Origin of the sequence: Desulfonatronum lacustre DSM 10312 (assembly GCF_000519265.1) — a bacterium.
Classification (GTDB): domain Bacteria; phylum Desulfobacterota; class Desulfovibrionia; order Desulfovibrionales; family Desulfonatronaceae; genus Desulfonatronum; species Desulfonatronum lacustre.
Window position 1 is genome coordinate 2,001,228 of sequence record NZ_KI912608.1, and the last position, 25,088, is coordinate 2,026,315.

Annotated in this window: 26 protein-coding genes; 10 read left to right on the plus strand and 16 right to left on the minus strand. The window is 61.8% G+C overall.

Annotated elements, in window-relative coordinates; translation table 11 throughout:
- Positions 1-102 precede the first annotated feature (102 nt).
- Together typA and DESLA_RS0109420 are read right to left on the minus strand one after the other, a co-directional pair.
- On the minus strand, positions 103-1,926 hold the full coding sequence (typA, locus tag DESLA_RS0109415) for a translational GTPase TypA (protein WP_028572252.1): 1,824 nt from the start codon (positions 1,924-1,926) through the stop codon (positions 103-105).
- Positions 1,927-1,994: 68 nt separating this feature from the next.
- Positions 1,995-3,518 carry a helicase HerA-like domain-containing protein gene (locus DESLA_RS0109420; RefSeq protein WP_028572253.1) on the minus strand — a complete coding sequence of 508 codons (1,524 nt, stop codon included), beginning with the start codon at positions 3,516-3,518 and terminating at the stop codon, positions 1,995-1,997.
- Positions 3,519-3,966: 448 nt separating this feature from the next.
- Here DESLA_RS0109420 and DESLA_RS0109430 point away from each other — a divergent pair, with 448 nt between their 5' ends.
- Positions 3,967-5,172 carry a type II secretion system F family protein gene (locus DESLA_RS0109430; protein WP_028572255.1) on the plus strand — a complete coding sequence of 402 codons (1,206 nt, stop codon included), beginning with the start codon at positions 3,967-3,969 and terminating at the stop codon, positions 5,170-5,172.
- A gap of 10 nt (positions 5,173-5,182) precedes the next feature.
- Here DESLA_RS0109430 and DESLA_RS0109435 read toward each other — a convergent pair whose 3' ends face one another.
- On the minus strand, positions 5,183-5,881 hold the full coding sequence (locus DESLA_RS0109435) for a heparan-alpha-glucosaminide N-acetyltransferase (protein WP_028572256.1): 699 nt from the start codon (positions 5,879-5,881) through the stop codon (positions 5,183-5,185).
- Between the two features lie 96 nt (positions 5,882-5,977).
- On the opposite strand from DESLA_RS0109435, the gene DESLA_RS0109440 reads away from it, so the two are divergent.
- Genes DESLA_RS0109440 through DESLA_RS0109480 form a run of 9 tightly spaced genes read left to right on the plus strand, consistent with a single transcriptional unit; the run spans position 5,978 to position 13,131 of the window.
- Positions 5,978-7,690, plus strand: coding sequence for a hypothetical protein (locus DESLA_RS0109440; RefSeq protein ID WP_028572257.1), 1,713 nt, complete (start codon positions 5,978-5,980; stop codon positions 7,688-7,690).
- A complete protein-coding gene (gene gspG / locus DESLA_RS0109445) occupies positions 7,687-8,124 on the plus strand; it encodes a type II secretion system major pseudopilin GspG (RefSeq protein ID WP_028572258.1) in 438 nt (145 codons plus the stop codon). Before DESLA_RS0109440 ends, gspG begins: the two co-directional genes overlap by 4 nt.
- Entirely contained in the window at positions 8,121-8,564 is a 444-nt protein-coding gene (locus DESLA_RS22880) for a prepilin-type N-terminal cleavage/methylation domain-containing protein (RefSeq protein ID WP_051434548.1), read from the plus strand. Before gspG ends, DESLA_RS22880 begins: the two co-directional genes overlap by 4 nt.
- Positions 8,561-8,989: a type II secretion system protein gene (locus tag DESLA_RS19735; RefSeq protein WP_035261638.1), complete on the plus strand. Its 429-nt coding sequence runs from the start codon at positions 8,561-8,563 to the stop codon at positions 8,987-8,989. Before DESLA_RS22880 ends, DESLA_RS19735 begins: the two co-directional genes overlap by 4 nt.
- On the plus strand, positions 8,920-9,609 hold the full coding sequence (locus DESLA_RS0109460; protein WP_084031991.1) for a PulJ/GspJ family protein: 690 nt from the start codon (positions 8,920-8,922) through the stop codon (positions 9,607-9,609). Before DESLA_RS19735 ends, DESLA_RS0109460 begins: the two co-directional genes overlap by 70 nt.
- On the plus strand, positions 9,596-10,573 hold the full coding sequence (locus tag DESLA_RS0109465; RefSeq protein WP_028572260.1) for a type II secretion system minor pseudopilin: 978 nt from the start codon (positions 9,596-9,598) through the stop codon (positions 10,571-10,573). The genes DESLA_RS0109460 and DESLA_RS0109465 overlap by 14 nt, the downstream gene beginning before the upstream one ends.
- A 59-nt stretch (positions 10,574-10,632) precedes the next feature.
- On the plus strand, positions 10,633-11,784 hold the full coding sequence (locus DESLA_RS21730; protein ID WP_028572261.1) for a hypothetical protein: 1,152 nt from the start codon (positions 10,633-10,635) through the stop codon (positions 11,782-11,784).
- 31 nt (positions 11,785-11,815) lie between these two features.
- Entirely contained in the window at positions 11,816-12,343 is a 528-nt protein-coding gene (locus DESLA_RS22885) for a hypothetical protein (RefSeq protein ID WP_051434549.1), read from the plus strand.
- Positions 12,340-13,131: a hypothetical protein gene (locus tag DESLA_RS0109480; RefSeq protein ID WP_028572262.1), complete on the plus strand. Its 792-nt coding sequence runs from the start codon at positions 12,340-12,342 to the stop codon at positions 13,129-13,131. The genes DESLA_RS22885 and DESLA_RS0109480 overlap by 4 nt, the downstream gene beginning before the upstream one ends.
- A gap of 39 nt (positions 13,132-13,170) precedes the next feature.
- Here the strand turns inward: DESLA_RS0109480 and DESLA_RS0109485 are convergent, their stop codons facing one another.
- The 13 genes from DESLA_RS0109485 to DESLA_RS0109545 form a co-directional block, all read right to left on the minus strand.
- A complete protein-coding gene (locus DESLA_RS0109485) occupies positions 13,171-14,652 on the minus strand; it encodes a GspE/PulE family protein (RefSeq protein ID WP_245590032.1) in 1,482 nt (493 codons plus the stop codon).
- On the minus strand, positions 14,649-16,679 hold the full coding sequence (gene gspD, locus DESLA_RS0109490; RefSeq protein WP_028572264.1) for a type II secretion system secretin GspD: 2,031 nt from the start codon (positions 16,677-16,679) through the stop codon (positions 14,649-14,651). Before gspD ends, DESLA_RS0109485 begins: the two co-directional genes overlap by 4 nt.
- A 53-nt stretch (positions 16,680-16,732) precedes the next feature.
- Positions 16,733-17,536 (minus strand): PDZ domain-containing protein, encoded by an 804-nt coding sequence (locus DESLA_RS0109495; RefSeq protein WP_156932916.1) that lies wholly within the window; start codon positions 17,534-17,536, stop codon positions 16,733-16,735.
- A gap of 305 nt (positions 17,537-17,841) precedes the next feature.
- Positions 17,842-18,111 (minus strand): flagellar biosynthesis protein FliQ, encoded by a 270-nt coding sequence (fliQ, locus tag DESLA_RS0109500; protein WP_028572266.1) that lies wholly within the window; start codon positions 18,109-18,111, stop codon positions 17,842-17,844.
- A 168-nt stretch (positions 18,112-18,279) separates the two neighbouring features.
- Positions 18,280-19,080 carry a flagellar type III secretion system pore protein FliP gene (gene fliP, locus DESLA_RS0109505; RefSeq protein WP_084031995.1) on the minus strand — a complete coding sequence of 267 codons (801 nt, stop codon included), beginning with the start codon at positions 19,078-19,080 and terminating at the stop codon, positions 18,280-18,282.
- Positions 19,019-19,375 (minus strand): flagellar biosynthetic protein FliO, encoded by a 357-nt coding sequence (gene fliO, locus DESLA_RS19750; RefSeq protein ID WP_051434550.1) that lies wholly within the window; start codon positions 19,373-19,375, stop codon positions 19,019-19,021. The genes fliP and fliO overlap by 62 nt, the downstream gene beginning before the upstream one ends.
- Positions 19,368-19,928 carry a flagellar motor switch protein FliN gene (fliN, locus tag DESLA_RS0109515; protein ID WP_028572268.1) on the minus strand — a complete coding sequence of 187 codons (561 nt, stop codon included), beginning with the start codon at positions 19,926-19,928 and terminating at the stop codon, positions 19,368-19,370. Before fliN ends, fliO begins: the two co-directional genes overlap by 8 nt.
- 72 nt (positions 19,929-20,000) lie before the next feature.
- A complete protein-coding gene (fliM, locus tag DESLA_RS0109520; protein ID WP_028572269.1) occupies positions 20,001-20,978 on the minus strand; it encodes a flagellar motor switch protein FliM in 978 nt (325 codons plus the stop codon).
- Positions 20,979-21,032: 54 nt separating this feature from the next.
- Positions 21,033-21,545, minus strand: coding sequence for a flagellar basal body-associated FliL family protein (locus DESLA_RS0109525; RefSeq protein WP_028572270.1), 513 nt, complete (start codon positions 21,543-21,545; stop codon positions 21,033-21,035).
- Between the two features lie 70 nt (positions 21,546-21,615).
- Positions 21,616-22,335, minus strand: a complete 720-nt coding sequence (locus tag DESLA_RS0109530) for an OmpA/MotB family protein (RefSeq protein ID WP_028572271.1) — start codon at positions 22,333-22,335, stop codon at positions 21,616-21,618.
- A gap of 255 nt (positions 22,336-22,590) precedes the next feature.
- On the minus strand, positions 22,591-23,424 hold the full coding sequence (locus DESLA_RS19755; protein ID WP_051434551.1) for an OmpA/MotB family protein: 834 nt from the start codon (positions 23,422-23,424) through the stop codon (positions 22,591-22,593).
- A gap of 24 nt (positions 23,425-23,448) precedes the next feature.
- Positions 23,449-24,210, minus strand: coding sequence for a motility protein A (locus DESLA_RS0109540; protein WP_028572272.1), 762 nt, complete (start codon positions 24,208-24,210; stop codon positions 23,449-23,451).
- Positions 24,211-24,300: 90 nt separating this feature from the next.
- Positions 24,301-25,047, minus strand: a complete 747-nt coding sequence (locus tag DESLA_RS0109545; RefSeq protein WP_051434552.1) for a YggS family pyridoxal phosphate-dependent enzyme — start codon at positions 25,045-25,047, stop codon at positions 24,301-24,303.
- Positions 25,048-25,088: the final 41 nt, after the last annotated feature.

The window sequence follows — 25,088 nt, forward strand, 5'->3', positions numbered from 1 at the left end:
CGCTTTTTTTTACGCTCCGCGAGCCCCCGGAACATCTTCCAGGGGCGTCTTGCGTCCTTCGGCTTCCATGCCGTCGTGCCAGGAACTCCACCCCCTCCGTTTCTATTTCCCCCCCAGAACATGCCGTTTGGAGGCAGAAAGAATCGTCTTGCGCAGCCGGATGGAATGCGGCGTGACCTCCAGCAGTTCGTCCTCCCGGATGAAATGCAGAGCCCACTCCAGGGTCAACGGCGGCACCGGCGTCAGGATGACCGCCTCGTCCTTGCCCGAAGCGCGCATGTTGGTCAGTTTCTTTTCCTTGCAGGCATTGACGTTCAGGTCGCTCTCCCGGTTGTGCTCGCCGACGATCATGCCTTCGTAGACCGGCTCGCCCGGTGAAACGAACAGCCTGCCCCGGGGCTCCAGGTTGAACAGGGCGTAGGGTACGGCGGTCCCGGACCGGTCCGCCACGATGGAGCCCATGAACCGGGTCGGGAAGTCTCCCCGGTATTCCTCATACCCGGAAAAGTAGGAGTTCATCACCCCGGTCCCCTTGGTGTCGGTCAGAAACTCGTCCCGGTAACCGATCAGACCCCTAGAAGGAATGGAGAATTCCACCCGCACCCGGCCGGTGCCCTTGTTCACCAGATTGGACATCCGTCCCTTGCGGATGGACAGCTTTTCCGTGACCACCCCAAGAAAAATCTCCTCGCAGTCCACGAACAGGTGCTCCATGGGTTCGTGCCGCTTCCCGTCCACATCCTTGTAGATCACCTCGGGTCGGCCAACGCTCAGTTCGTACCCTTCCCGACGCATGGTCTCGATCAAAATGGCCATCTGAAACTCGCCCCGGCCTTTGACCACAAAGCTGTCCCGGTCTTCGGTCTCTTCCACGCGGATGGCCACGTTGCTCAGGGATTCCTTGACCAGCCGCTCCCATATTTTCCGGGACTGGACGAACTTGCCCTCCCGTCCGGCCAGCGGCGAGGTATTGATGGTGAACTTCATGGCCACGGTGGGCTCGTCCACGGCGATCCGCTTCAAGGCCGAGGGTTCGGCCTTGGTACAGATGGTGTCCCCGATATGCACGTTTTCGATCCCGGCCAGCACCGCGATGTCTCCGGGTTCCACCTCGCCCACCTCTTTCAGTGACAGACCCGCGTAGGTCTGCAATTTGGTGACCCGCAGCGGAAGAAGCTCCGCCGAAGCGTTGATGCAGACCAGCTGCTCGTTCTGCCTGGCCCGGCCATTGACCACCCGCCCGATGGCCAGGCGGCCCAAATAGTCCGAATAGCCCAGGTCCGCCACCAGCATCTGAAACGGCATATCCGAATCATAGGTCGGTCCGGGTATGGTTTGCAGAATCGCGTCAAACAGCGGGTGCAGATTTTCCCCGGGCTCGTCCAGGGAGCGTTTGGCCACCCCGTCCCGGGCAATGGCGTACAAGACCGGAAAATCGAGTTGCTCCTCGGAAGCGTCCAGGTCGATGAACAGATCGTAGACCTCGTCCAGCACCTCGGACACCCGAGCGTCCTGACGATCGATCTTGTTGATGACCACGATGACCTTCAGCCTGGCTTCCAGGGTCTTCTTGAGCACGAACCGGGTCTGGGGCAGAGGGCCTTCCGATGCGTCCACCAGGAGCACCGCGCCGTCGGCCATGGACAGGGAGCGTTCCACCTCCCCGCCGAAGTCCGCGTGCCCCGGGGTGTCGATAATGTTGATCTTCACGCCTTTCCAGGTCACGGCGCAGTTCTTGGCCGCGATGGTGATCCCGCGCTCCCGCTCCAGATCCATGGAGTCCATGATCCGCTCGGCCACTTCCTGATTGTCCCGAAACAGGCCGCTTTGTCTGAACAGGGCGTCCACCAGGGTGGTCTTGCCGTGGTCGACGTGGGCGATGATCGCAATGTTCCTAAGGGCCGGATTGATGGTATTTTGTGTCATGTGTGATGTGGTTGAAAGGTTGATGAAAGTATCGAGCGATATAGCCGACCGATAGTAACGGGCGTGCCTTATTTCCTGCCGCCCAGCAGCCCGCCCAGTACGCCGCGCAGCACCTGACGACCGATCTGGCTGCCCACGGTGCGCATGGCGGACTTGCCCATGGCCTCCAGGGCGCCCTGACGGCGCTTGGAGCCAAACAGGAAGTCCCGCATAGCCCCTGAGACACCACCGGTAGCCCCACCGCCGCCCGCGGCTTCCTCGCTTCGGGTCGATTTCCCTCCAGAAGCGGTGCTCTCAATTGATTTCGCGGCCACGGCCTCCGCGGCCCGGGCCTGGAGGATTTCATAGGCGGACTCACGGTCAACAGGCGTGTCGTATTTCCCGCTCAAAGGGCTGCGTCCGCGAACAAGTTGCCGCTCCTCCGGCGTGATCACGCCGATCCGGCATCGGGGCGGGGCGACCAGAGCCCGTTCCACGGGCAGTGGGATGCCCTTGTCCTGCAAGGTGGTCACCAGGGCCTCGCCCACGGCCATGGCGGTCAGGGACTGGAGCACGTCCACCGCGGGGTTGGGCGGAAAGGTCTGGGCCGCAACACGCACGGCCTTTTGGTCTCGAGGCGTGTAGGCCCGTAGCGCGTGCTGGATGCGGTTGCCCAGCTGCCCCAAAATCTCCTGGGGCACGTCGTCCGGATACTGGCTGCAAAAATAGACGCCCACGCCCTTGGACCGGATCAGCCGGACCACCTGCTCCACCCGTTGCCGCAGGGCCGACGGCGCATCGGCGAACAGCAGATGGGCCTCGTCGAAAAAAAAGACCATCTTCGGCAGATCCCGGTCCCCGACCTCCGGCAGGGTCTCGAACAGCTCCGAGAGCATCCAGAGCAGAAAGCTGGAATACATCCTGGGCCGCAGATACAACTTCTCCGCGGCCAGGACGTTGACGATCCCCCGGCCGGACATGTCCTGGCGCATGAAATCCGTCAACTCCAGGGCCGGTTCGCCGAAAAACAGGTCGCCGCCGTCCCCGTCCAACCGAAGCAGGGCCCGCTGGATCGCGGCCAGGGACGAGGCGTGAACCAGCCCGAACCGGGCCGACACGCTCTTCACGTTTTCGGAGGTGAAGATCAGCAGGGAGCGCAGGTCCTTGAGGTCCAGCAGGAGCAGCCCTTCCTCGTCCGCCAGACGGAAGACGATCTCCAGCACCCCGGCCTGGGTGTCGTTGAGTTCCATCAGCCGGGCCAGCAGGGTCGGCCCCATCTGGGAGACCGTGGTGCGCAGCGGGTGTCCCAGTTCGCCGAAGATGTCCCAAAACAGGACCGGATTCGACTCGTTGGCGTAGCCCTCGATCCCGATGCTCTCCAACCGCGACCGGATCCGGTCGTTCATGGCCCCGGGCATGGCCAGCCCGGCCAGGTCGCCCTTGACGTCCGCCAGAAACACCGGCACCCCGAGCCGGGAAAAGCCCTCGGCCAGGACCATCAGGGAAACGCTCTTCCCCGTCCCCGTGGCCCCGGCGATCATCCCGTGCCGGTTGGCGTACCGTCCATGCAGAAACACCTGCTCCCGGCCCTTGCCGATCAGGATCGTGTTCATGGTCTTCTCCAGTTGAAACCATTCACAAGTCACGATACGCAACGTTGTCAAAGGGGCCATCCCACTCGCTCAACGTGCTCTCCAGGCAATGAAGACAGTCAACCTCAAGATCCGACAGTCGCCGAACGCCGGCCACGCCTTCCTGCTTGATTTCCCGGACGATAACGTCTCCAGGGCCAATCAGCATGGCTTTTCGAACGTCTTGAGGAAGGTTGTCCGCCCTTTGGACGTGATCTTCGAGGTGGCTGTCATTGCCAACCTCCCGGGGATACCGAGTTGGGCAAGAACATGAGTGAAAACTTTATTATCCTACAGAGTGAATAATCGGTTGTAAACAAACGATGTTGTTGGACCGACTTTCTTTGATCCCGAATCACGTCCCGGATTGGACATCCGCCGCTCAAGCGGGCAAAATTATGCGGTTGTTTTCTCTTGGACAAGGAGCACCGTGCCGACATTCCAATATGTGGCCCTGGATCAGCAGGGCGAACAGCGCAAGGGGCTGTGCGAGGCCGAAAGCCGCGCCACGGCCTATGCCAGACTCCAGGAACAAGGGCTCTTGCCGATCCGTCTCGGCAACGCCGGGCATGCGCAGGGCCGCACTCTGCGCGGCCTGCTTTCCCCCGGCTCCTGGCCGCGGCGCATCCGCCTGGACGAGGCCTTCTACTCCCTGGGCATGATGATCCAGGGAGGCGGATCCCTGGCCCAGAGCCTGGATCTGTTGGCCCGGATGTCCAGTGGAGCGTCGGCCCGGTTCTGGGTCCGGATCCGCGACGCGGTGGAAGGCGGCCAGGCCTTTTCCCAGGCACTGCAGGATCACCCGGGCGTCGTCTCGCCAGTGTACGCGGCCATGGTCCAGGTGGCGGAGCAGGTGGGCCGGTTGGGCGAAGTCCTGGAACGCATCGCCCGGTACGAGGAGGGCCGCCGGGACTTCCGGGAAAAGCTGCTCACCTCCCTGGGCTATCCCCTGACCATCCTGATCATCGGCCTGGGCGCGGTCTTTTTCCTGCTCTCTCGAGTCCTGCCCCGGATCGCGGACATCGTCACCGCCTCGGCCGGGGAACTGTCCTGGGACACCCGCCTGCTGCTGAATGTCGGGTCCTGGATGGAGTCCTGGGGCGGCTTGCTGCTGCTGGGTCTGGCCGGGATGATCTTCCTCGGCGTGACGACCTACAGGCGCCGCCCGAACTGGCGCATCCGCCTGGACCGCCTGCTCTGGCGGCTGCCGGTGGTCCAGAAGGGCGTTCTGGCCCGCTTTTCCGGCCTGGTCTCCTTTCAGATCCAGGCCGGAATCCCCTTGGTCCAGGCCTTGCAAAGCTCGGCCCAGGGAGTGGGGTCGCTTTTTTTCCGGGAAAAAATGCTCCAGGCCGCCCGGGAAGTCTCCACCGGCCAGCCTCTGGACGGCGTGCTCTGGAAACAGGGCGTCTACCCGGACGTCTTCCTGACCGCCATCAGCGCCGGCCGGGCCGCCGGAAAACTGGGCCCGTTCCTGGAACGCCTGGGCAAACTCCTGGAACGCGAAACCGACGCGTCCCTGAAACGCTTCGCCGCCCTGATCGAACCGGCCCTGATCCTGGGTCTGGGGCTGCTGGTGGGATTTCTGGTTCTGGCCGTAATGGGGCCGATCTTTGATCTGACGTCCCGGGTCGGCTGACCCTTCACACCTACCGCAGCAACAGATACAGCACGCCCATGAACAGCGGCTGGTGAAGCAGATAGATCAGCAGGCTGTGGCGTCCCAGCCAGGACAGTATCCCGGATCCCGGAAGAGACGAGGGCGCCTGGAGAATAGACAGGCGGTGGCGATGAATTGACTGGCCGATGTATAGCCCCAGGAGCAGGACGCCGAACCAGGGCAAAATCGGCACGTAGTCCTCGGTGAAGGGCTTGTGGGTCATCATGCCCAGCCAGTGCAGCCAGGGATGGTTGAAGACCGGGTGCTGAACGGTTAGGCCCACGAGCAGGAACAGCACGCCGAAGGCCGGGTTCAGATGGTGCAGACGCAGAAACGGCAGGCTCAGAATTCGAGCAACAAAAATGAAATGCAGGACGCCGAAGACCACCCAGGTCAGAGGGAAAATCAGGTACGTGCCCAAAGAAACCAAGCCCGCCGAGACGCCCAGGATGATTTGACGCCGCAGGAATCGCCGCGGGTTCAAGCCGTTGTGGGTGGACAGGGCCAGACTCGCGCCCACGGCAAACACGAAGCCCCCCACGATCACCGCCCGCAGGCCCAGCCAGAGCGGGTCGGTTTGGAACCGGATGGAAACGACCCCGAAGTAATTAAGATCGAAGCAAAAATGATAAACAAGCATCAGCAGCACGGCCGCGCCGCGAAACATGTCCAGTGCGGACAGGCGCATCGCGGAAGGTCCGAAAGATCCCGGCGAAGCGGGGGAAATGGAAGAATCGGCGTGATGCATGGTGGGGATGCCGGAGATTGGAGATATTTTACCCAAATGACCGCCCAGAAGCTCAAAGCCCCCTTGGGCGAGACCGATTCACGCAGTACAAGCTTTTCGGCCAAAGGCCAACAGCCCCCCCGGCACCTACTCGGCATGGCCCTGTTCATCGGCGTGCTCCTCCTGCTGTCCGCCGCCTGCGCCCCGCGTGGGGCGCAGCCTCCCAAGCCCGCCCCCCTGCTCACCGAACAGACCCCCTTTGGGCCGAGCATCACGCTGGCCGAAATGCTCGAACAAAGCCTGCGCACCCAGTATCGGCCTCCGAACATCGACTTCCCCGTGCCGGAGCAAATGCCCGATTCCTCTTCCGATCCCCGGCACCGATCCGGCGACTACTTCATGGAAATGAGCCGGGAGCCCGTCACCCTGCATGTGGCGTCCGACGTCACCGCTTTTGTGCTCGGGCCGTCGGCGGCATCCAACGGAGCAATGCAAGCCGGGGAAGGCATGGCCGACATACCGGAAGCCGGGCTGGCCGTGGGCCACGCCAACGGAGACATCCACATTTGGAGCGCCTGGCCCTGCGCCTCCCTGACCCTGCCCACGAAGGCTCCGGTCACCCTGCTGACCTGGGACGGCCTCGGGCCGTTTCTCGGCGCGGGCAATGCCCAAGGCGGGGAACTGCATGTCTTTGATCTGCGCCACTGCGCCCGGGTAGGCACGGTTCCCGGGCAGCGGCCATTGCGCGTCGCGGCTCTGTCCGCTTCATTGACCTGGGCCGCGGTCACGGATAGCGGCCAACGCCTGTTCGTGGGGCCGGTCGGCGAACCCTTTTCCAACCCGTCCAACGCCTCCCCGGTATTGGAACAAGACCCCATGCGTCACGTCGGCACCCTGCGTTTCCCGCCCCTGGCCCTGGCTTTCAGCCCACGAGAAGGTCTGCTCCAGAGCGTGGACCGGGCAGGATGGCTGTTGGTCTGGACCCTGCCGGAGTTGAACCTGCTGGAACAGGTCCGCATCCCTGGCGGCCCCTTTGGGGCAGCACTCTTCCATGGCGGCCATCTCATTCTGCGCCCAGCGAGCGACGAACAGGAGAGTCCGACTCCCTCGCACGACGGCTCCAACGAGCCTTTACCCGAAGGGTCGCGCCGCGAGCTGGTAGTCTGGGACATTCCAGGTTCCCGCGCCGTTGCCGTCGAAGATATTTTACCGCCTCAACACGCCTCCGCCATGGACCAAAACACGGCCTGGGATCTGCTCCACTTTTTCGAGCGGTTCAGCCTGGACGCCGGTTTGCTGACCTTCCTCACGGCCCGGGAGCACTGGCTGCGCAAGCTGCATTTCGGTACTCCCCGGTTCAGCGTGCATGCCGCGGACGATGTCGGCCTGCTGCGTGTGACCGAGCCGGACCAGACCCAACGCTGGTATCAGGCCGCAACCGGAAGGCCCACGGACGCTCCCGAAAATGAACCAACTCGCCTGACGCCCCTTGCCGTGGCCCCGAACGGGACGGTGTCCTGGAGCGGGCGGACCTACGCCCTTGCCGATCCGATCCAGACCAGTGACGGATATGTGCTGCTGGGCCGGCATGTTCCGGAGCATCGCTTTTTCCTGTGGTGGATACCCATGGAAGAAGCTCGCACATCCTTAGACAGTTGGAACGTGCCCGATAAAACCGACCTCCTGCCGGTCAGAGGCAGCCTGCTTCAGGATTCGCCGCCGACCTGGATTTCCCTTTCCGACCACCAACCCCTTGGAGATATGCAATGAAACGCCAATCCGGCTTCAGCCTGATCGAGTTGATGATCGTCGTGGTCATCCTCGGACTGATGGCCACGCTGCTTGTGCCTCGAATCATGGATCGCCCGGACGAGGCCCGGGTGACCAAGGCCAAGGTGGACATCCGCACCCTGGAATCCGCCCTGCGCCTGTACCGGCTGGACAACGGGGTCTATCCCACCACCGAGCAAGGGCTCGCCGCCCTGTTCCGTAAACCGGACATCGCCCCCATCCCCCGCAACTACCGCGACGGCGGCTACCTGGAAGCATCATCCGTGCCCAGGGACCCCTGGGGCAATGCCTACCGCTACCGCTCTCCCGGGCAACAAGGCCGGGACTATGAAATCACCAGCCTGGGCGCGGACGGCAAGGAGGGCGGGACCGGCTTCGCCCAGGACATCAACAGTTGGGAGTTGGACGATTGAGCCGCTCCGGCCCGCGCGACCACGCCTCCGCCGGTCTGACCCTGGTCGAACTGCTGATCGTGCTGTTCATCGTCGGCCTGGGCTGGTTCACCCTACTGCCCCGGCTGGACCCCACCCGGCCTTCCGGAAGCAACGCACCGCTGCATGAAATGAACGTCTTTCTGGACCAGGTTCGAAGCGCGGCGATTGAAACCGGTCGGTTTCAGGTCATTCGCCTGGATCCCGTATCCGGCGGACTGTCCTGGAACGAGGCGACGCACCGCATGCCGCACCCGCCCAGCCGCTGCGTTCTGAACGAAATTCCATGCCCGCACCCTTTCAGCCACTTCCGCGTCTACCCCCAGGGCCACATGGACCGGCTCCTGTTCTCCTTCACGGACGGGGAACGCTGGATCACCGCGGACCTGGACGCCCGCCTGGTCAACGAGTACGGCCCATGACGTTTGGACGCTCTTCCACCAATCCACGGCATCAGCACGGCGACGCGAACCGCCCGCGAGGCTTCACTCTGGTTGAAGTCCTGGTGGCCCTGGTCATCGCCGCCATCCTGGCTTCCGGCCTGCTCGCCTCACAACGCCACGGTCTGAACCAGGCCAGGCAGGCGGACGTGCTCTGGCTGCACCTGAATACGGCTCAGGAAGCGCTCATGGGCCGGGATATCGGCCGGGATATTGGTCGGAATATTGGGCGCGGGGATTCTCAGTTGACGGTGTCCGGCGGGATGACGCCTGATGGCCGCGACCCTCTGGCCGTCCGGATCACCACCAACCCGCCGACACCGGAGCGCCCCTCCCCATGGGTGACCCTGACCACGCGCCTGGAGGGACGGGAACTGGAGTGGTCCTGGCCAGCGGTCTCTCCGTGATGGATACGAAGAACCAAAAAATGACGCCACGGAACGCTTCCACTCATCACGACAGCTGCCCTACGCCCTCCCCTCCCGGCTTCACCCTGGTGGAAATCCTGGTGGCCCTGGTGGTGGCCGGGATGCTCACCGCATTGCTGGCGGCGATTCTCGGGCGCGGGGTCGTGGCCTCGTCCGCCCTGGAGGAAACCGTTGAAAACCAGCGTTCCCGGGTCGTCCTGCAGCGGTTGTTGAGCATGGATCTGCGGGGCATGCTTCCGGAAACGGAACTGACCATCACGGAGCACGGATTCACGCTGGAGACGGTCGCCAACCACCTTGTTCCCGGCCCCCTGCCCATGACCGTGACCTGGGACTTTTCCCAGCGCCAGGTCCGCCGCACCGAGGAGCAGCCGGACCTGGACTATGTTCAGGAGCTGCTCGTGATCTCGAACTTGCAAGACTGGAGCCTGGCCTTCCACGATCTGACCGAAGGCCGCTGGGTGGACCTGCGCTCCTGGCTGCACGGCACGGAGCGACCGGCCCCGGCGGGCCTGCGGCTGGAACTGCGCCCTGCCGACGTAAAAACCGCATGGAATATCATCCATCGCCTATCCCTGGAGCACGATGCGCCGCTTTGATCGCCCACCCCGCTCCTCTGGCGCCGTCCTCGTCCTGGTGCTGGTCACCCTGCTCCTGTTCAGCACCGTGGTGTTGCGTGTCGTCCAGCATGCCGCCCTGACCGAGGAGGAACACATTCTGCTGCTCCAGACCATCCAGGCCGGATTCCAGGCCGAAGCCGCGGTGCACAAAGCCATGGAACTACTCGCTCTTTCCGCCGACCATCTCGACGCGGCAGACCAACCCCCGAGCCCGCCGGAATGGAGCGAGGACGGCATCCGGATCACCATCATCCCCACCAACGCCAAGCTGAACCTCAACGCCCTGCACCCGCCCTCCCTGCATCCCCAGGCCATGACCAGGTTGCGGGAAGGCCTGACCCGCCTGTTCCACCATGAGACCTTTCACGAAGGTTCCAGGGTGAATTTCCGAGGCGATACGCGGGACATCATGCTCTGGCTGGGTGAAGGCCATGACCCGGACCGGCCTGGTTCGGCCCGCGCCGCCGACGCACCCTACACCGGAATCCGGCCATCCTATCGCCCCAGGAAAGGCCCGATGCAACGACCGGAAGAACTGCTCCTGGTCACCGGCTTTACGGACCTCGATCCGGCCTGGGTACGCCGACATTTCACGGTGTGGGGAACGGACGGACGGATCAACCTGAACCTGGCCGACAAAGAACTGATCCTGGCCGTGGCTCCGGAACTGGAAGCCTACTGGCCGGCCATCCAGCGCTACCGCACGGAACACGGTTTCCAGCGCCTGGACGAACTCCTCGCCCGCATCCGGCTGCCCATGGACGTCTACCAGCGCGTCCTGCCTCATCTGGCCCTGGAAGCGGACACCCTGGAAATCTCGGTTGAGGTCCGGCAACCCGCATGGTATGAACTCCATCGGATCATCGTGGAACGGCCATCCATCCTCGCCGACACCGCGCCCAGAATTCTGGCCAGGGATATCATCGAGTCCAGGCCGCTTTGAGCGCAGTGCCGTAACCGTCAAGCCATCCCTTTTCCAAGCATTGAACACGAGCCACCCCCTTGCCCCGCACCTCCACCAGCAACCATTTTTTCGTCGTCCGGTTCACCAAGGACGTCCCGGTTTGGGAACGCTTTGACGGCCAAACTCTTCATCCGGTCCCGCATCCGGATCAGGCCTCGAAGTCTTTGCGCTCCCTGCCGGTGTTGGTGCTGATTCCGGATCGCTTGTTCTTTTTCTACCAGCCGGAGAGCGATCACCATTCCGGCAGCCTCCGGCAGCGCACCGCCGCGGCCCGCCTGGAACTGGAGCAGGTCTTTCCCGCCCAAACGACGGAAAACGGCCCCGGGATCGTGCTCGATGCCGGACGCACCCACCTTTTGGGCTGTCTTCCGCACCCGGAGCTGACCGAATTCGCTCGTCGCCACCAGGATGTTCTGGCCCGAGCCAACGCCGTGACCACGCCGTTTTTTCTGGCCTGGAACGCGGGGCATCGACGCAGGATCGAAAGCTGGGTCTGGAACAATCCGGAGGACGGGACCACGGCGGCCATGCTCCACGGCCAGATGACCTTCTTTCCCGGCAACGGCGCGGAACTGGAAACGCGGATCGGCGAAGCGTCGGGAGCCGGGAATACCGAACGGTCTCTCCAAGTCGACACGCAATGGAGCCTGCCAGATCTGCTTCAGGCCGCTCCGGACATCGGCTGGTCCCAGTTGCGCCTGCCTTTGCCCGCCGCGGCGGGCGAGGGATCGGACCTGGGCGGCCTGGTTCGATGGTGGATCGCCGCGACGCTTCTTGGAGTTTTGATCTGCACCGGACAGGCCCTGCGCCTGACGGACCAACAAGCCCAAGTGGAACACTGGGAACAGGCCACCAATCGGCTCTATGCCGAAGTACTCACCCCGCCCCTGGGTGACGATCCTTTTGGCCGCCTGCTCTTCCGACATAGCCAGCTCCAGGGGCCGGTCCAATCCGGACCGGACGCCCTGGCCATGCTGGGGCTGCTCAGCGCATCGGCACCACCGGAGTTCCATGTGGAAAACTTCTCTCTGGGCCCGAATTCCGGGATCATCCGGGCCAGACTGGCCGACTATGAACAACTGGAATCCCTGCTCAAGGCCCTGGAGGGCCAGGGTCGCCTCCGTTTTGACCTGGACCAGGCCTCCAGCGCGGACGACGCCGTTCTGGCGACCCTGCGGGTGAGCTACTGAGGCAGACCCGGCAAACCGATCACCCCACCCCATGAATCACGTAAAAACCATCTCCTTCCGGCACCGGCTGCACCACTTGGCCTTTTGGCGGGATTGGCCGTCCGGCCGCCGACGCGGAGCCCTGTATCTGCTCCTGGCCCTGACCACGGCGGGTTCCATGGCGGCTTGGCTCTCGCTGTACGCCGCGACCCAGCGCTCGATCCTTCGTGAGGAAGCGGCCATGGAGCTCCACCAGCACGTATCGGCATTGGTCGCGGAAATCCGGAGCCTGGACCGTGGGCCGAACCCGGAGCGGGCCAACCTGCCGATCCTGGTCGCGGCCCGTCAGCTCAGCCGCGACATCGGCCTGGAAGACAAGCTGATTTCAGTCAGGCCGGCCTTGCAGGCCACGGGCCGGGACGGAGTTCAACTTTACTACGAACGCCTGACCCTACCGGACCTGCTGGCCCTGCTGGAAACCCTGAGCCGCGACGGCGGCCTGCAAACCTCCACCATGACCTTCAACCGGCGTCTGGACAATCCGTCCCTGGCCGATCTCCAACTGGTACTCTATCGATGACCTCTCCCAATCCTGCTCAGGACGCTCTTCGTGATCCAACTCCCCGCGACGCCGACAAAACCGTCTCCAAACCGGGCCTGCTCCGCCGCTTCGGCCCGGTGGGCACGATCTTCCTCATCGGCCTGCTGATCGGCGTGCTCTTCTTCCTGTCCAGGGAACTGCTCTGGAGCCAGGTGCTGCGGCACACCCTCGGCCACCTGCCCAACGCCTCCTGGAGTTGGCAGGCCGTCGGGGACCGGGGGCTGACGCACATTACCTACCAGCACTTTGAATTGCATGTGAACCAGAACCGGTTCTTCGTTCCAAAGCTGACCATCCAACTGGGCACGACCCGCCCGGTGACCATGACCGCGGTCACCGGCCCGACCCTGGTGGCCGACTTGAGCTGGGACAAGGAACTGCGCCTTTCCGGCGGCGTGGATCTGCAACGGCTCATGCCCGAGCAGAGGGTCCAGGGAACCCTGGAGACCGATGGGTTCGTCCGCTGGCAAACCTGGGACCAGCCCCCGCATCAAGGCGAGCTGGACATCCAGGCCCCCGGGCTCTTGGTGCTGGCCCCGGGAATCATGACCATCAACCTGCGCGGCCAGGCCACCCTGGAAGGCAACCACCTCCGCCTGACCCCCCTGCAAGCCGACGGCCCGGTGGGCGTCACCGCCGACGCCGAAGGCTTCCTGGACTGGAACCGCCTGGAAAACACCACCTACTCCATCTCCGGCACCCTGACCGGACTGGGCAACCTACCCTTTTCGGCCTCGGGAAGGTTGGGGAGTTTGTGGGGGAAATAGGACGAAAAAGAGGACGAGGAGAAAAGCCGGAGAGCCGACTTACAGACTGGTGACCCGCAACAGCTCTTCCATGGTGGTTTTGCCCTGATCAACGAGGCGAAGGCCATGGTCGTGCATGGTTTGGAAGCCGGTTGTCTTGAGGTGGGTGCGGAGCTGTTCCACGGAGGCTTTCCGGACGACCAGGCTGCGCAAGGCCTCGTCCACGGGCATCAGCTCGAAAATCCCCTGGCGGCCGCGATAACCGCTGTGGCGACAGGCTTCGCAGCCGATGATGGGCGATGGCTGAGGTGAGTGGGGGATATGGGAAGGATCGGTAGGCGCGGAACACGTTGGACAATTTAGACGGACGAGGCGTTGACCGATGACCAGATGCAGGGATGAGGCCAGCAGGAAAGGTTCCACGCCCATTTCCAGCATCCGGGTGACCGCGGTGGGCGCGTCGTTGGTGTGCAGGGTGGCCAGGACCAGATGCCCGGTCAGGGAGGCCTGTACGGCGGTGCTCGCGGTTTCCTGGTCCCGGATCTCGCCCACCAGGATGATGTCCGGGTCCTGGCGCAGGAAGCCGCGGATGGCCGTGGCAAAGGTCACGCCGGCGGCCCGGTTCACCTGGACCTGGTTCACGCCGGGCAGGTGGTATTCCACCGGGTCCTCCACGGTCATGATGTTCCGGGATTCGCGGATCAGCTCGCGCAGGGCCGCGTAGAGGGTCGTGGTCTTGCCGCTGCCCGTGGGGCCGGTGACCAGGATGATCCCGTGGGGCGCGGCGATCATCCGGGTGATCACGGCCACGGCCTCCGGCTCCAGGCCGAGGTCGGACAAGGGAAGAATATTTTTGGATCGGTCCAGGATGCGCAGCACGGCCTTTTCGCCGTTGAGCGTGGGCATGGTGGAAACTCGGACGTCCACGTCTTTGCGGCCCACCCGGACCTGAAAGCGCCCGTCTTGCGGAGCCCGGCTTTCGGCCACGTCCATGTGCCCCATGACCTTGATCCGGGCCAGCACCGTGGATTGGACCGCCAGCTCCAGGCGGCGTTCGGTGCGCAGTTCGCCGTCAACCCGGAACCGGACCTGAAAGCCGTTTTCCCGGCCCTCGAAGTGAATGTCGCTGGCCCCCTGGCTCACCGCCTGGTGCAGCAACCGATTCACCAGCCGGACAATGGGCGCGTCCTCATGGGACCAGCCCAGCAGCTCCCTACCGGAGTCGTCCGCTTCCTCACCCCCGGCCTCCCCGTCGTCCTCCGCCGGAGCGTCCTCTTCCCAGAGCGCCAAGGCCTGCTCCAGAGCCGGAAAAAACACCTCGTTGCGGACCAATTCCGTGCGCACCGCCAAGCCGAGTCTCCATGCCAGGAAGTCGGCCAGGGATCTGGCCCTGCCCGCCAGGAGCCAGACCCGAAGCACCCCGTCTTCCGCGGCCACGGGCAGAAATTCGTTACGCCGGGGAAAGGCCAGGTACTGGCTCACGATCTCCTGTGGCAAGCGCGACAGGTCCGGTGACGCGGAAAACGCGGCATCGGGCATCATCGACCAGGCTCCCGCTCCAACTCATGATCCCGTTCTCGCCCCGGTTCCCGGCCCAGTTCACGGCCCAGTTCACGGCCCATCTCCTGCTCAAGGTCGAAGCCGTGTTGCTCCCCACCCTGCCAGAACTCCCGCTGCAGCAGCTCGCGACTGGTCCGTTGGCCTTCGCGCAGGTTGTCCATGCGTCGCTTGGTCAGCTCATCGGCCTGCGCCACGGTGTTGATGATCCTGGCCGACAAGAAGACCATCAAAGTCGCTTTCTCCGCAGAAATCTGCTCCCGGCGAAACAGCCAGCCCAGAACGGGAACTTTGGACAACCCCGGTACGGCCCGGCGAATCTGGCCGAATTCGTTCTGCATCAACCCGCTGATGACCATGGTGAACCCGTCCGGAATCTGGACATTGGTTCTGGTGTTCCGGCTGCGGGTTCGCGGCCGGTCGTCCTCACCGGCCGAATCGATCACGTTGCTGACATCCTGCTCCACCTGCATCCGGATCACCCCGGTCTCGGCATTGATGTGCGGGGTGACCTTCAGCCGTATCCCGACGTCCCGGTATTCAAAGGTCTTGATGGCGTTATTCTGGGTGTCGTATTTCTCGCTGACCTGGTAGGCGCGATTCTCGCCCACGAAGATTTCCGCCTCGGCATTGTCCAGGGTCATGATCTGCGGCGTGGAAAGAATATTGAAGTCCTGTGCAGTCTTCATGAAGCTGATCAGGGCCCCCAGGGAGGAAAACGTCTGACCGGCATAGGTGATGGAATTGCCCAACGCACCCACGGTAAACCCTCCCGGCGCCAACGGCGGAGCCGCCGTCGCCAGCAAGGGAGCCAGGTTCGAAGGTGAACCCAGAAAACCGCCCGTGGCCACACCGTCGGAGCCTCCGCCGCCCACGACCCATTCTACGCCAAAGTCCTGACTGTTCGTCAGGGACGTCTCCACGATCAGGGCCTCCACGAAGACCTGATCCAGGGGACGATCCAGGTGGGTAATGATGGATTCCACCTGGCGCTGGATCCGCGGTTCGGCCAGAACCAGCACGGAGTTGGTTTCCGCGTCCGCGGCCACCAAGACGCCGCGACCGTTCACGCCCTCCTCCTCCGCCCCGACTTGGTCTCCCTGGAGCAAAGTACGCAGCACGTCCGCGGCGGAGGAGGCCTTGGCGTTCTTCAGGGCGTACATGCTCATGTCCGCGCTGGAATCCGTGATTCGATCCAGATTGTCCAGCAAGCCGCGCACGGCCTGACGCTGCTCGTCGGAGCCGGCCACCAGCAGGGAGTTGGACCATTCCACCGCCAGGATCACCGGGGTCTCGGCCAGATGGCCGCGGGAAAACAGTTCCTCGTACAACTGGCCCACCTTCCGGGCCGTGACCCCGGCCTGGGCCTGATGCAGGGGGAGCAATTCCACGTCCCAGCGCGTGCCCAGGGACAACACCGCTTCCAGGACTTCCTGCATCTTGCGCACCCTGGAACGGGTGTCCCGAAGCAGCAAGGCCTGGGCCTGGGGAACTTCCATGATCATCCCGAACCGGGAAGCAAAGGGCTGCAACAATTCGCTGACCTGCTCCCGCGGCAAGCGCTGGTGCAGGCGGATGACCGTGGTCAACAGTTCGCTGTCCTCCCCGGGCTCCAGCCCGGGCCGGAGCGGATCGACCATTTCCGCGGCCTGCGGGGATTGCAGGACGTAGAACAGGTCGCCCTGGGCCACCAGATCCAGATTGTTGCTGGCCAGAACCCGGTCCAGCACGGCCAACAGTTCCGGTTCGGTCATGGGAGCCTGGGAATGCAGGGAAACCTTCACCGGTGGGATCTGATCCTCGCGAAAGACCATGTTCCGGCCGGTGAACCGGCCGACGAATACGATGAAATCACGTAGCGTGATCCCTTCCAGGTTGGCGGTCATTCGCTGTTCTTCGGCTTCCTCTGCCTCCTGGGCCAAAACCATACCTGGCAACAGCACGAGCCCGCAAAATAAGAGCAACAGGGCGATCAAACGCCACGCACCGGAATATGCCGAAAATCTCTTCATGGATACCGTTCCTCTCATCTTCGCCGGACGACGGTCAGCAAAATACAAGGGGTCTAATTCAATTCAAGGATAAACGTCTGCATCTGGGAGGCTCGTTGAACATCCAGGGTCACAAGGGAAGACCGGTCCATGCCGGAATAGGCCTGGAGGAGCTGGGTCGGCCCGGTCAGCGCCTGGCCGTTGATCCGGGCCAGCACGTCCCCGTTACGCAGCCCGACCTTGTGCAGCAGAGAATCCGGACGGATGCTGAGCACCTGAAAGCCGCTGACCCGGCCGTCCACGGTGAACGGCTTGAAGCTGGCCATTTGCAGCAGCGTATTCGGATCAGAAAGCAGCGGCTGGACGTCCTGCCGGGAAAGACTGACCCGGGTCCCGACGCCGGGAGCGGCCCAAGTCTGCATCTCAGCCGGACGCCCCCCCTCGCCTGCTTCCATTGTTTCTTGCTCGCCGTCCCACAGCGGGACTTCTTCCCGCCGACCTCCGGACGCGAACACCGCGGACCGGGTCCGCACTTCCACCAGTTCCCATCCGTCAAGCACGTCGCCCTGGTCGGCGATCACGAATTCCTCGTCGCGACGCACCAGGGCCTTGGGCCTGGCCCCGATGACCGTGCCCAACAAACGCCAGTCAAAGGACGTAGCCGCCGAGACGGGTTCCGGCGAGAGCTGTTCTTGTTCGGGAGTTTCCAATCCCAGGATATTGGCTTCCAGAATCACCGCCGTCCAGGACTCGGAGGCGGCGCTGGTCGTTGCCATCGGACTTGGCGAGGCAAGCTTCGGCGTGGTCTCGGCATGCCTGTTCCACAAGCCCGTGAGCACGAAAGCCGCCGCCAGGCCGAACGCCAACGGCAGAAGCAACCGGAAGGACCGGAGGGAGAACAGCCGGGAGGAATTCACGAAGAGGAGGAGAAAGGGTTCAGGATGTGGGGCACGGGGAAAACTAAAACATTCATCCGTTCCGGGCAAGAAGAAACGTTGAGATGACGACAACCGGCCCAAGGCAACCTGTTCTCATCAAAATCCAAATCGCAATCGAAATCGAAATCGGAAAATACTGTACATCACTACATGATTACAGCATCTCTTGGACACGACGTTCGATTACGATCACGATTACGATTTCGATTTCGATACCAATTCAGACAATGTATGGATGTGCAGCGCTACCCCACATAGTTCGGCAGGTTCAAAAACAACTCACGGGTAAAGGTGACCAGCTTGTCCATGATCCAGGGAAAGGAAAACAGCAACGCCAGAAAAATGGAAATGATCTTGGGCACGAAGGTCAGGGTCATTTCCTGGATCTGCGTCGCGGCCTGGATAATGCTGACCAGGACGCCCACAATCAAGCCAATACCCAACATGGGCAGGGCGATCATCAGGGTCAGTTCAATGGATTGACGGGCAAAGCCGATCACGAATTCAGGGGTCATACTGGTCTCCGGGCAAGAGGATCTGGTTAAAAAGAGGGGCTAGGGGCTAGGGGCCAGGGGCCAGGGGCCAGGGGCCAGGGGCCTGAAATGTAACACATCGATTTAAAAGTCAAATTCCCCGTCACTGTCACCTGACTTCTGAATCCTGACTCCTGTCTTCAGCCCCAATCACGCAAAGCCGTTCACCAGCGAAAAGATCAGCAGATTCCAACCATCCACCATCACGAACAGCAGCAGTTTGAACGGCAGGGAGATCATCACCGGGGGCAGCATCATCATGCCCATGGACAGCAGGATGCTGGCCACGACCATGTCCAGGATCAGGAACGGGATGTAGATCAAAAAGCCCATCTGGAAGGCGGTTTTCAATTCGCTGATCACGAAGGCGGGAACCAGGATGATGGTCGGCACCTCGTCTCGGTTGGACGGGCGATCCATTTGGGTGATGGAGTAGAACAGCGAGAGGTCTTTTTCACGGGTGTGCTTGAACAGGAAGGCCCGCATGGGTTGTTCGGCCCGGGTCAGCGCTTCTTGAAAACCGATATCCTCGGTTAAATATGGCTGGAGCGCCGTGTCGTTGATCTCTTTGCCGACGGGCATCATGATCACGAACGTCAAAAAAATGGCCAGACTGGCCAGGACCTGATTGGGCGGCATCTGCTGCGTGCCCATGGCCTGACGGATAAAGGAAAAAACGATGACGATGCGGGTGAAGCAGGTGGCCGTGAGCAGGATGGCCGGGGCCACGGAAAGGACGGTGAGTAGGAAAAGGATTTCCAGGGCGATGGAAACGTTGTCCGGCTCGCTGGCCCCGCCGCTCAAGGTCAGGTTCAGGGCCGGAGCCCCGGTCTGGGCGGCGGCGAGGCCGGACAGCAGGGGCAGAAGTATCAGGGCGGCAAAGCCGAGCCTAACCGCCTGTGGTCCTGGATTGCTCCAGATGCTTGGAAAAGTCGGCTTGTTGGTGGTCATGGTGCGTCTCCGTGAGCAGCGTTATGGAAGTATCGGTCACTCCCAGCACCATGTCCTTATTCAAATACCGGACCACCACCACGCTCTTGCGCGGCCCCAGGGCCATCTGGCCCACCAGCTTGAGGTCCGCTGGAAGCTGGCGGGTCAACCCGGCCTTGTGCCCGTACCGTTTAAGCAGGTGGAGAACCACGAACAGCAGGGCCAGGACCAGAAACAGGCCCCCGACCATTTTCAACGCCGCGAAGCCGAAGTCCCAGGTCGGGGCCGCGACGGACGGTTCGACTGGATCAGGCAAGTTGTTTCACCCTCTCGATGGGGCTGATGATGTCCGTCAATCGCACCCCGAATTTTTCGTTGATCACCACGGCCTCGCCCCGGGCCACCAGCTTGCCGTTGACGAAAATTTCCAAAGGTTCGCCGGCCAGCTTGTTCAACTCCACCACGGAACCCTGCCCGAGTTGGAGCAGCTCGTTGATCAACAGCTTGGTCCGCCCCAGTTCGGCGGAAACATCCAGCGGGATGTCCAGGATGAAGTCCAGGTCCCGCTTGGTCTTCTCCTTGGGGCTCTTGGCGTCCGACGTCAAATCCTTGAACTTGGGATCCTCGGTCTTGGCAGCGAAGGACTTCTGCTGTTTCTCCTTCTTCAGCTGGGTCTCCTCTTCCATGGCCAGGGCCTTGGCCCATTCGTCCGCCATATCCTCCTGGCTTTCACTTTCTTTCCCGGCCTGGGCGGCGGCTTTGGTGGCCGCCTCGAACGGATCTTCCGGCTCTCCGCCCTCGTCCATATCTTCCAGGGCCTTGGCCCACTCTTCAGCCAGTTTATCCTGGTCCATTGACTCGTCGCTCATGCGGGACCTCGTTTCAGTCTCAGCGGCCGCTTCCGGCTCGCTGGTGATTGTTGATCGTCGATTGAAGCATGGTCAGTATCGAACTTCCGCTTCCTTGACCACCTGGATCGCCCTGTTCGCCTTGACGAAGCCGGGCTGGCAATAGAACTTGTCCACTCCGTGAATTTTCACTTCCAAATGCTGGTCCGTGTCCGTATCCAACAACAAAATGTCACCGATATCCAGATTCAGCAACTGCCGTCCGGTGATGGAAGTCCGGCCCAGAGGAACCACCAGTTCCACCGGGATTTCCATCATTCGTTCCTTAAACCGGGAAAGCCAAGCGTGATCCACCTCCAGTCGCTCGGACTGGAAGGAAGCATAGAGCTTGGAACGGATCGGCTCAATGGTCGAGTACGGCAGGCAAAACACCAGGGAGCCGATGGCGTTCTCCAGTTCCACTTCCATGGAAATCACGACGACTACGTCGCTGGGCGGCACAATGCTGGCGAACTGGGGGTTGATTTCCATGCGCTGAAGCTCAATGCGTACATCATGCACCGGGGTCCAGGCCTGTTCCATGGCGTTGAGAAAAAGCTTGACGACCCGCTCGATCACCGACTGCTCAATGGGGGTGAAGTCTCGGCCTTCGATCTTGGGCTGGGTGCCTTGCCCGCCGAAAAAATTCTCCACCAGGGCGAAAACCAATCTGGTGTCCACGACCAGAATGGCATTACCGCGCAAGGGCTCGATCTTGAAAATGTTAATGCTCGTGGGAACGGGCAAGGAGCGCATGAAGTCCCCGAACTTGGACATATCGATGGACACCGGGTTGACGTCGACCTTCTTGCGCATGGTGTTGGCCAAAGCATTGGAAGACAAGCGGGCGAAACGATCGTTGACGATCTCCATTACCGGCATTCGCCCGCGGATAATTCGGTCCTGATTGGCCAGGTCAAAAGAGATGACCCCCGTATCATCGTCGACATCCGCGGATTCGGTCTCGAGTTCCCCGCCGGTCAGCCCTCGCAAGAGAGAGTCGACTTCGTCCTGGGACAGTATTTTGTTCATATGTCGATCATCCGTGCGGAAAACGTTTCTTAGATCCCTGGGCCTCGCCTCGGTTCACTGGACCACGAACTCCGTGAAATACACGTTGGTCACCCTGCCGCCCCCGACGATCTGGTTCAGTCGCTCCACGATCTGGTTTTTCAAGGTGATTTTTCCTTCCATGCTGGCCAGGTCGGCGAAGGACTTGCCGGCCAACAGGAGAATCACCGCGTCACGAATCCGGGAGTTATTGCGTTGCACGTCGGCGATGGCGGCCCTGTTCAGCACTTCCACGTCCAGGGTCATGCGCAGGAACCGCCTGCCCAGCGGATCAGCCAGGTTGACGACGAACGTATCCAGGGTCACGATCTCCGGAACGAATTCCGTCCGAGCCCCCTGCAGGCCTGCTTGATCCCCTTCCTGTTCCAGGGCACCGTCCTCGGAAACGGCTCCGGGTCCCATCAAAAACCAGTAGGCAGCTCCCCCGCCACCGGCCAGCAGCAGCAAAACCAGCAGCAAAACGATCCACTTCACCTTCGCTCCCTTTTTCTTTTCCTCGTCCACCGGAAGAGCATCTTTTTTCGCCATGCATCACCTCGTCGAGACGGTTTGCGGAACACAAAGAACCGCGGAGCCGTCTTCACGCTCATCTGATCTGTTACAATGCGTTCTTGAAGAGAATTTCCACCCGGCGATTCAAGGCCCGTCCTTCCGGGATCCGATTATCCCCCACCGGCATGCGCTCGGCGTAGGCGGAAACGGACAGTTTGGCATCCGGAACCCCGGAAAGCAGCAAAACTTCCAGCACGGCCATGGCCCGCAGGGCGGACAGGGTGTCGTTGTCCATGGTTCTCCCCGGCAAACTGTCCGTGTGCCCGGAAACATTGACGACATTGTGCACGTACAGAACCAACGGGGCCAGTACTTCCAAAAGCCTTTTGGCCGGATCGGTCAATTCATGGCCACCCAAGGGGAAAAGCAATTCGTCCGTCAGCAGAATGGCCACTCCCTCGGGACGTTCCAGAAGTTTCAAATTCTCATCCAACGTGGATCTTGGAATTTCCCGCGGCAGGACATCGTCCGGAAAAAGCAGGTCGCGGATGCGCTGTTCACTGTCCCGGAACTCCCAGGGACGTTCCAAAAGCTTCATCACCTCTTCCACCCTAGTGGGAATCCGTCCGGCCGTCTGTTTGGAAAGAACGCCCATATCCCCTCTGAAAAAGGTCGCGGCATCCATGACCACCTGTCGATCCATGGAGGACATGCTGAGCAGCAGGACGAAAAAGGTCAAGAGCAGGGTGATCAGGTCGGAAAACGTGATCAGCCAACCCATGGGATCGACGCTGACCCCGCCGCCCTTTTTCTTCTTTTTGCCCACGGTCGCTCCGTCCCGGCTCGTTCAGCTAGCTGAGTGTTGAAAAGCCTTTATCGGCAGTCCGTTCAAAAATCCCAAGTGCAAGAAGCAAGAAAAGCTATCCGGACACGTCCTGTGTCCGGCCCCTCCGGGCTGTGGCTGCGCCACATTTTCGATTGCCGTCCTGGCAATCGAATCAAGGTCAAAGCGTATTTATTGATACGTGAGAGTTTGAACTTTATGCGGCGACGCAGCAATTGGGAGTTTTTCAACGGACTGCTAAGGTCGCGGGGAGTTGTCCGGCGCATCGGGAAACCGGAAAATAAAGTCCCTGTAAATATATTCCTCCGGCATGGTGCTCGCATCCGGTCGGGCCAAGCGCGGCGTCCAGGTTTCGTTGCGTCGATCCAGAATAAAGTCCACCCTTCTGTTGGCGCGACGTCCTTGCGGCGTTTGCGGGCTTTCCCGCGGCTGGAACCGCCCCAGTCCTTCCATGCGCAGGTTTTCCACGGGAACGCCTTGCTCCAAAAGAAAACGGTACACGCTCATCGCCCGGAACAAGGACAAGGTCCAGGAAGGATCCGGAACTTCGTCAGACATCGCCGTCTGGTAGATCGCCTCGAACTCATCCCGCAACACCGAGGTATGCCCGGCGATCTGCACGGGAGCCTCGACCACGCGCAGCACCGGAACCACCTGTCGCAAAAACGCTCTGCCCCCGGGCGATAGGTCCGTTTCTCCGGAGGGAAACAAGACCGCCGTATTCACGCTGAAAATCTGCACGAACCGGTTGCTGACGAACTGCAAGTCCTCCTCGATGTCGTCCCAGAGCAGTTCCTTGAGCGCGGCCAGATCCCGATCCGGGGGAATCGGCCCGGGATGGGCGGATTCCAAACTTTCCTGGACGCCCAGGACGTCCGGCTTGGCCTGAGTCATCCCGAACGTGCCCAGTAACGAACCGAGAGCCAGTCGAATCCTGCGCTCATCCATCAAGGAGGCGTTGGTCACCAGGTAGACGAAAAATGCCATGATCAGGATCATCAAACCCGTGAAGGTCAGCAGCCAACCGGGAGTTTGCGGTGCGGCCTTCTTTTTTTCCCGCTTCTTGCCCATGGAAATATCCGGTCCAGCTCGGCATCAGTCCGACTGGGTGCGCACTTTGGGAGGCAGAAAACCGTTCAATTTTTCTTCGATGATCCTGGGGTTTTCTCCTCGGGAAATGGACAAAATGCCCTCCAGGGCCAATTCCCGGAGCAGCACTTCCTCTTTGCTGCGGGTTTTCAGTTTGCCGGAAAGAGGGTTGAAGACCAGGTTGGCCAAAACCGCGCCGTAGAACGTGGTGATCAAGGCCACGGCCATGGCCGGCCCGATGGCCGACGGGTCGTCCATGCTTTGCAGCATCTGGACCAGCCCGATGACCGTGCCGATCATCCCCAGGGCCGGCGCGTACATGCCCATGGCCGCGAAAATGTCCGCCCCGGTCTCATGGCGTTCCTGCAGGTAGGCGATTTCCGTTTCCATGATGTCCTGAATCATCTGCGGCTCCACCCCGTCCACCGTGAGCTGCATGGCCTTGCGGAGATAAGCGTCGTCGATCTCCTTGAGCAGGGGCTCCAGGGAAAGAATCCCCTCCTTGCGCGCCCGGTTGGCATAGTCCAGAAACTGGCCGATGGTGTCGCCGGGCTTGGGCAATTGATTGAAAAAGCAGTTCTTGACCACGCCGGTCACGCCGAGAATATGGCCCAGCGGGTAGTGGACCAGGGTCGCCCCGATGGTCCCGCCGACCACGATCAGGAGCGAAGGAATCGACACGAACACGAACAGGCTGCTGCCCATCATGATCGCGGAAATAACCAGCCCAAAAGAAAGCACTACCCCGATGATCGTCGCCAGATCCATAAGGGACCCTCAATTCCTTTTACCTCACGCGGCCCCAAACGGCCAGGCCGCGCCCACGTTTTAGATTTTTACTTTTTTCGCGTTCCCTGGTCACGACGCAACCCGCGTCGGGCGCTCGCCGAAAATCCGCGTCCCGATCCGCACCATGGTCGCCCCTTCGGCAATGGCCTGGGGAAAATCATCCGTCGTGCCCATGGAAAGCTCCGGTAACGCGAGCCCGGTCTGCCGCCGTACAGCATCCCGCAGCTTCCTAAGTTCACTGAAGAGGCGCTGCTTATGCGCCAAATCCAATTCAAAGGGCGGCAGTGCCATCAAGCCGCGCAAAGCCAATCCGGACAACCCGCCGACATGCTCCACCAGGTTCGAAAGCTCTTCCGGAGCTATCCCGCCTTTTTGCCGCTCGTCTCCGAGGTTCACCTGAATAAGGACATCCAGCACTTGGCTTTTGGCTTGAAATCTTTCATGCAAATCCAAAGCCAACACCGCATTGTCGAGACCATGAAACAGAATAAAGTTTCCGGGCAGGTACTTGGCCTTATTGCGTTGCAACCTGCCCAAAAAGTGCCATCGCAAATCCGGACGACGGATTTCCCGCTGCTTGGCCAGGGCCTCTTGGACGTAGTTTTCGCCGAAGTCGCGCTGCCCCGCTTCGGCCAGGGTCGCCACGGCAGCCGCGGGCTGATACTTGGACACGGCGACGATCCGGACCTCCTCCGGTTTTCGGCCATGGCGGACGGCGAGTTCGGCGACCATTCGCCGGGTTCGCGCATACCGCTCATGCAAATCCGCCGCACACTCCTCGCTCTCATGGGCATCCAATCCCGTCGTCACATTCATCCCCCATCCGCCTTCGTTTTACTCCTGACTCCTGACTCCTG